Source organism: Lentilactobacillus dabitei, assembly GCF_019061365.1.
Taxonomy (GTDB): Bacteria; Bacillota; Bacilli; order Lactobacillales; family Lactobacillaceae; genus Lentilactobacillus; species Lentilactobacillus dabitei.
Genome location: NZ_JAHPPD010000089.1, coordinates 4,554 through 10,557, shown reverse-complemented (window position 1 = coordinate 10,557; position 6,004 = coordinate 4,554). Strand labels below are relative to the sequence as shown.

Annotated in this window: 6 protein-coding genes; all 6 read right to left on the bottom strand. The window is 41.0% G+C overall.

From position 1 onward, the window contains the following. Positions 1–139: 139 nt before the first annotated feature. The 6 genes from KTE19_RS11390 to trhA all read right to left on the bottom strand — a co-directional run bounded on the left by KTE19_RS11390 (position 140) and on the right by trhA (position 5,584). Positions 140–880 carry a DUF975 family protein gene (locus tag KTE19_RS11390; RefSeq protein ID WP_217342317.1) on the bottom strand — a complete coding sequence of 247 codons (741 nt, stop codon included), beginning with the start codon at positions 878–880 and terminating at the stop codon, positions 140–142. A 39-nt stretch (positions 881–919) separates the two neighbouring features. Further along, entirely contained in the window at positions 920–2,107 is a 1,188-nt protein-coding gene (locus KTE19_RS11385; RefSeq protein WP_217342316.1) for an MFS transporter, read from the bottom strand. Positions 2,108–2,276: 169 nt separating this feature from the next. After that, positions 2,277–3,098 carry a hypothetical protein gene (locus KTE19_RS11380; protein WP_217164417.1) on the bottom strand — a complete coding sequence of 274 codons (822 nt, stop codon included), beginning with the start codon at positions 3,096–3,098 and terminating at the stop codon, positions 2,277–2,279. Between the two features lie 219 nt (positions 3,099–3,317). Beyond that, positions 3,318–3,695 (bottom strand): hypothetical protein, encoded by a 378-nt coding sequence (locus KTE19_RS11375; protein ID WP_249778646.1) that lies wholly within the window; start codon positions 3,693–3,695, stop codon positions 3,318–3,320. Positions 3,696–4,144: 449 nt separating this feature from the next. Continuing rightward, entirely contained in the window at positions 4,145–4,579 is a 435-nt protein-coding gene (locus KTE19_RS11370; RefSeq protein ID WP_217164421.1) for a hypothetical protein, read from the bottom strand. 354 nt (positions 4,580–4,933) lie between these two features. Next, the gene (trhA, locus tag KTE19_RS11365) at positions 4,934–5,584 is read right to left on the bottom strand and encodes a PAQR family membrane homeostasis protein TrhA (protein ID WP_217164423.1); all 651 of its coding nucleotides are present in this window, start codon (positions 5,582–5,584) and stop codon (positions 4,934–4,936) included. Between the last annotated feature and the right edge of the window lie 420 nt (positions 5,585–6,004).

The following is a 6,004-nucleotide window of genomic DNA, read 5'->3' as shown; positions in this document are numbered from 1 at the left end:
TCAAAACAAAAAGAGCCCTAATCACAAAGTGATTAGAACTCGAATTTAGTTTCACCAACAACAGTTGACGAAGAGCCAGAATGCACGGCCGCCTTCGTTTCAACTTCAGAGCTAAGTCATCTTTTGGTCCCAATCTCGATCACGCTTGATGATCAAAAATACTGGTTAAATCTTCTGACTCGGAATCATCGGCGATCTTGATGTAAAAGTTTGCGAAAGCCAATTGAGTATACGGCAACACCCAAAATGACAAAACACCAAATGACAAGCCTTCCAGAATATACCAGCCTATAAAACTTAAGGCCAAAATGAAATATTCCATCTTATGCCCGGCCATCATCTGCCGGCTTTTGGTGATTGCCTCAAAATACCCAATTGGTTTGCCAGCGTCTAATGCATCACGATAGATATTTAATGCCTGAACGTAAGAGAAACTCTTGATAATCCCAGGAATCACCAACAAAAGCGACCACAAAAAAATCATGATTGTTGTCAAAATTCCCATGATAATCGCACTGATAAAATAAGTGCCATTATTCAAGATCGTAAACGATTTGGTCACTGGCTGATCGAATTTAGCCTTATTTCGCAACAAATCGATGCTGGCAAAGGTCATCCCTGCAGACAGCAAACTAATAATGATTCCTAATAAAGCCATAATGGCAAAAATCAACAGCAAGTTTTCAGTACCAGCGTTCAGGTCCCCTTCAAGGAGCATGGCATAGCTATTCTGAAACGCCTTTGACTGAATATCAATCATTGAACTGGCAAAGGAATTGCCGAACTGTAAAATAATCACTGGTAAAAATAAAATCACAAAAAATGGAAAATGACTTGATAATAGTCGTTTAGATTCAAGTTTTAAGCTAATTCGGTCCATAGAACCTCCCTTTGGTATATGGTCATTGATAGTCTCATTCTACACGTTTGGTCTGTGAGATTGAAATAATTTTTGGGTCATGCGATTTAAAGCTACGACTAATCCAAACGCGACAACTGCATAAACGGCACCACCGGGGCCAACGCCATCCAAACTGAAATTTGACACAATCACCCCACCGGTTGCTGAACCTAAGGCAATGCCAAAGTTGGAAAAAATCGAGTTGAGCGACGATGCCAGAACGATAGATTGAGGATAATCCTTTTCGGCTACTTGCAAGAAGAATAGTTGAATCGGGGAATTTAATAGTGGCATCGTGAAAATGACCAGGAATAAAACAACCACCCCGACCCAGCTATAATTGAAAGCAACTGGCATCAGCATCATCAAAATGAACTGGGCAATGAAAACGCTGGGGATGGCTCGCATGCCAGGCCCTTCACTCAATCGGCCACTCGCAAGGTTACCAATGATATTAGAGATTCCAAATACAGATAATAAAATTGTCAACGTCCCAATTGAGAACTGCAACTGCGTCGTAATGATTGGGCGCAGGTATGTGTAAAAGACATAGATTGCTGCCAAATTAAACATCAGCAGCAGCATGCCGATTCGAATCCGTTTGTCCTTAAACAGGGAAATTTGCCCATTAATACTGCTTTCTTTAACTTTCAAATTTCGTGGCAAGCTCAACCAAATCAGGCCAACGGTAACCAGACTAATCACAATCACGGTTAAAAACGAGATCCGCCAGCCAAAGTTAGTGGAGATCCAGGTTCCCAGCGGCACACCGACAACCGATGCAATACTGAATCCTGAGAAAACCCATGATAACAGCCAGCCACGCTTTGGCATTGGCGCAATATAACCCGCAAAGGTTAATCCAAGCGAAATGGCAGCACCTGCAACCGAAGCGGTCACGATTCGTGAAATTGCCAGAAAGACAAAGTTGGTGGCGAAAAAGCTGAGGATGTTGCCAAGGGTAAAGATCCCCATCATGGCCAGTAATCCAGCAAACAAGTTGTAGCGACTGATTAGAATCGTAATAAATGGGGTACTAATGGCATACACAATTGCAAAAATAGTGACTAGGTAGCCAACGGTTGCAACCGGCACGTCGAATTGCGCACCAAGATCATCCAAAATCCCCACAATCAGGAATTCACTGAACCCCAACACAAATGCAATCAGAACCAACACAAAGCTTTGAACTTTAAACTGTCTCATCGATTTTCATCTCCTTATTCGTTTTTTGAAACTCAACCTTTCATATCTTACAGTGTTTTTCTGAAAGTCGCTAGGTTAAAGTTTTGTAAAAACGCTAACAGTTTAATTATTTAATGTGGCTGTAATATTGAGTGTGTAACGCGCGGTGATTGGCAATCCGCAACGTCATTTACTTGTCCGGATTCTCAGCCCAAAGCCGAATCACTTCATCAATTCGATCAAAATCAACTGGTGATACCGATCCATCACTGCCAATCCGAACAAGTGCTGGCAGTTGCTTGGGGGAACTATATAAGTGAAGCTTCGATAAAACCGTTTGATTCTCTTCATCAGTTGCTTTAGCAACGTCAAAATAGTGAATAACCACGGAATTCAATTTGGCCGCGCCGATAATCCGTTTGGCAATCATGCGACTCATCACATCGTCAGGAGAACCGATAAATACAATGCCAGCTTGATGCTCGTTAAATAGCCTTGTGATTTCAGCAACGTCGATCGGTTTCACAAATTTTGTCAACTTCATTTTTTCCTGATACCGGTATTTTTCAATGGCTAGGATCATGCGTTCAAATAGTCGCCAGCCAAAAAGTTGCGACAAGCTGAGGAGAATAAACAGTGGCAATGCCACCACATAATTAATCAGGTAAATGACGAGCAATTCGGCATTTTTAAACAGCGCCGTATTGATTCCACCCAAAATAAATCGGGATTGGTTGCCATTTTTCAGCGGGGTAAAATATGTCGGACCGTTCCCGCAATCCATTGGCAACCCACCAACATGCGTTTGATGACCAACTTTATGTAAGATATTTCTGAACCATATGGAAGAAATTGGAAATAATCCAACAGCGTTGATGATATTAAACCAATCAAAGATGGACGAAAGATCATTGCCGCCGTTAATTGCATTTTCCCGACTAAACACCCAGAAAACAAAATAATATAGCGCACTCAGCGCATAAGTTGCCACCCATTGCAATATGCCAGTCATCCAAATCACTCCAATCTCAACCTTATTCAAATAGTTAATGGTATAACAAAAAAACCGGCGATTTGTATTTCGCCGGCTCTTTCTCTTAAACATCAACTATTTTAATTCGTTCTCCACAGCTGATGCTTTATGAGATATTCCACTTGTCAAAAAGCATCACCTCCTTTTTTGATTGTCCATAATATACAACCTTCCGGAAAAAATTGCAACCTTTTTGGATTAGTCGTCATAATCATTCTCATGGTCGTTTTGCAGAACATCATCGTTAACCCAATACTTCTGCGCAGCATTTCCTAATTTAATTCGATAGAATGTTTCGTGTTCGTTTTCGTGGTCATCCTCATCCTTGAAAGTGGCAACCGCCCTTTTATCAACGTGAACTTTGGTCTGGGTTGAAACATTCTTAGAATCCCAAGTGTAGGTCTTGTTGCGGTCGACTGAACCGGGAACATACTTATAAAGATGTTCCTCGTAATATTCATGATCCAGTTGTCGCCGAAGAACTTTGTGAATCACTTTGGGCAGTGGTTTGAGTGCTGCTGGAAGAACTTGATTTTGATTGGCTTTGATCGTTGGATTTAGGGGCACAACCAGCAAGTAATAGGGGCACAATCAACGTCATGACAGCGGCAGCGAATGATTTTTTCATGATAAAACGGCCTCCTTAAAAAGTGAGAGATGAACAAGCCAGGCTAGAACCAGTTGTGTCGAAACGATCCTAGAAAAGGGCGTAAACTAAGGTGACAAGCAAAAGCTTAAATTTTTGAACTCGTGATTTAAAATCATTTCCCACAACTAATCGGCTTAAGATAAACATTCTGTAATATATTCCTGAACTAATTATATCGGACCAGCCATCAAAATGCGAACATTATTACTTTGAAAATGACATGGCATTTTACAACTATGTTTACAAAGGCTATTTTACAACTCAAAAAATCCTCAAAGATGAACGAAATCCATTCACCTTTGAGGATTTTAAGTTTTAAACTAAAAGTGAAACATCGTGAAAATCAATAACGCCTTCACCAATTCCATGACTCACGCTAATCCAACACACTATATGAATAATTTCGATAATACTTGTTAGTTGGGAAAACATGGTAAGTGCCCACACCCTTATACTTCACGAGCACGTTTTTATAAGACCCACCAATAAGCTTCTTCTTAGTCTTATATTGGCCCAAATCTTTAGAATCCGAGCTGGTCTTATTAAATGAATACCAACTTCCCCATTTCGATACTTGTAACTTTCGATAACCCGATTTAGAAGGGGTGTAGGTTTTGCCGTTGGCCGTAAAACTATGGGTAGTGATTTTAATGACATTGAACTTCTTGTCACCTCTGTACTCATACCAAGTTCCTCGGAGTGCCTTGGGAGTTGTCGTAGAAGAACTCGCTTGAGCTTCAACCGGGTTCATGGACAGACTAATACCAAAGACAATAAGTACAGCGAGGACTAATAAACGTAACTTTTTCATGATCGCACCTCCTTGCATAAAAGTATATCATGCATTGAATCATTTGAATTTAAACATCTGACTACAATTATTTTACAAAAAACGTCACTGGCAGATGATTCCACCAGTGGCGTTTTATCAATGTTTTAGCAATATTTTATGAGAAAAATTGACCGATATTTGACTGGCGGCTGAAAATAACAATGCTCATTTTGCAAACATATTACTGGATGACTACAAAAATTGCTAAATGAAATAATTTTACGTTGAGACTCCTAAAAAAAGACTATCAGGAAACTGTCTCAATGGCGTCGGACCGGCCAAGAAAAGACATCTAACCGACTATTCCCAAAAGAATTTCCAGAAGTCCCACCATTAAACATTCATATAGATAGATAAAAACATTGTCAACGTTCCAGCCATCACGAAGAAATGCCAAATTAAGTGCAGCCCGGGAATCCTTGGGAAACTATAGATGACTGCTCCGGTGGTGAAGATGACGCCACCGGCTACCAACAGCCAAAAGCCACTCGTACTCAAATTGGTGTATAATTCTTTCCCCAAAAACATGCACAACCAACCCATCAGGACATAAATGGTGGTCTCCGTTTTCTGGTATTTGCCATGAAACACAATGTGGCTGATAATGCCACCTAACGCTAATACCCAAATACTTGCCAACAAGATATTTCCCCAAATATTATTCACAAAGATAATACAATACGGCGTGTAAGTGCCAGCAATTAATAGGAAAATATTACTGTGGTCTAAAATCTGGAAAATCCGTTTTGCCCGCGTAAACACAAAACAATGGAGCAACGTTGACGCTAAATAGAGTGAAAGCACAGTAATACTATAAATAATCAGGCTGGTAATCGCCGGGGTGGATAACTTGTCATGATATGCTCTGATCAGCAGCATGATTGACAGCCCTACCCCAACCACGAAGGAGACGCCATGAGTAACGGCGTTCAATACCTCATATATAATTTGCTGTTTGGTTATTTTGACGGTTCCATTCTTCACGATGACGCCTCCTGATAATAGTGAGCGGATCCAGGCGGTTAGAGATCGGAGTGTAAGTCTCCTCGAACGGAAATTCCGGTTTTGGGAATTTTTGTTCGAGGTGCTTACATGCAGATCTCTGCCTGGAGGAGCTGTCCTAGATAAGTGAGCGGATCCAAGCGGGAATAATCGGAATATAAGTCTCCTTCTGCAGAAATCCTGGTCTTGGGGATTTTTGCAGAAGGTGCTTATATGCAGATTATTGCTTGGAGGAGCTGTCCTAAATAAGTGAGCGAAGCAAAGCGGTTAAAAGTCGGAGCATAAGTCTCCGCCAACAGGAATCCCGGTTTTGGGGATTTTTGTTGGTGGTGCTTATGTGCAGACTTTTGCTTTGTGCAGCTGTCCTAAATAAGTGAGCGGAGCAAAGCGGTTAAAAGTCGA